Origin of the sequence: Hyphomonas beringensis, from assembly GCF_000682755.1 — a bacterium.
In the GTDB taxonomy this organism is placed as follows: Bacteria; Pseudomonadota; Alphaproteobacteria; order Caulobacterales; family Hyphomonadaceae; genus Hyphomonas; species Hyphomonas beringensis.
Map to the genome: position 1 here is coordinate 1 of NZ_AWFF01000107.1, position 417 is coordinate 417.

The 417-nt window shown below is 25.9% G+C and carries 1 protein-coding gene; it reads right to left on the reverse strand.

Annotated features, from left to right (window positions below):
• Window positions 1-176: 176 nt before the first annotated feature.
• Window positions 177-417: hypothetical protein (locus HY29_RS19465; protein WP_162176759.1), on the reverse strand; the 241-nt coding region annotated here is incomplete at its 5' end.

Below are 417 nucleotides of genomic sequence, written 5' to 3' on the forward strand. Positions count from 1 at the left end.
GATTGTTTTCTAATTCATCTTTCTTGTGGAATGTTTAAAACGGCATTTTTTTTTAAAAGATTAAACATATCATCCTGAGATAAACTGTGATCTTTAATACCTCTTACTTTAAAATAAACATTATCATTAGAATCTATTGCTCAATAAGCTTTATTAGATACATAAATAACCTTATCTCAAATGTGTTCAAGTTTAAGTTTACCTAGTTCCTCTCCTACAAATGATTCATGTAAAGGTTTATTAATATCTATACTATCAGTATCTGAATAAAAAATCTTATAATTCTTTAACATTTTTAACTTAGACATATGAATTCGAGCTTCAGCTGTAACTGTTGCAGCAATAGCCACATTAACATTAGGTTCATAATAATAATTATTTTCCCTATCCTCGCAAATATCTTTATTTTTAATGAAA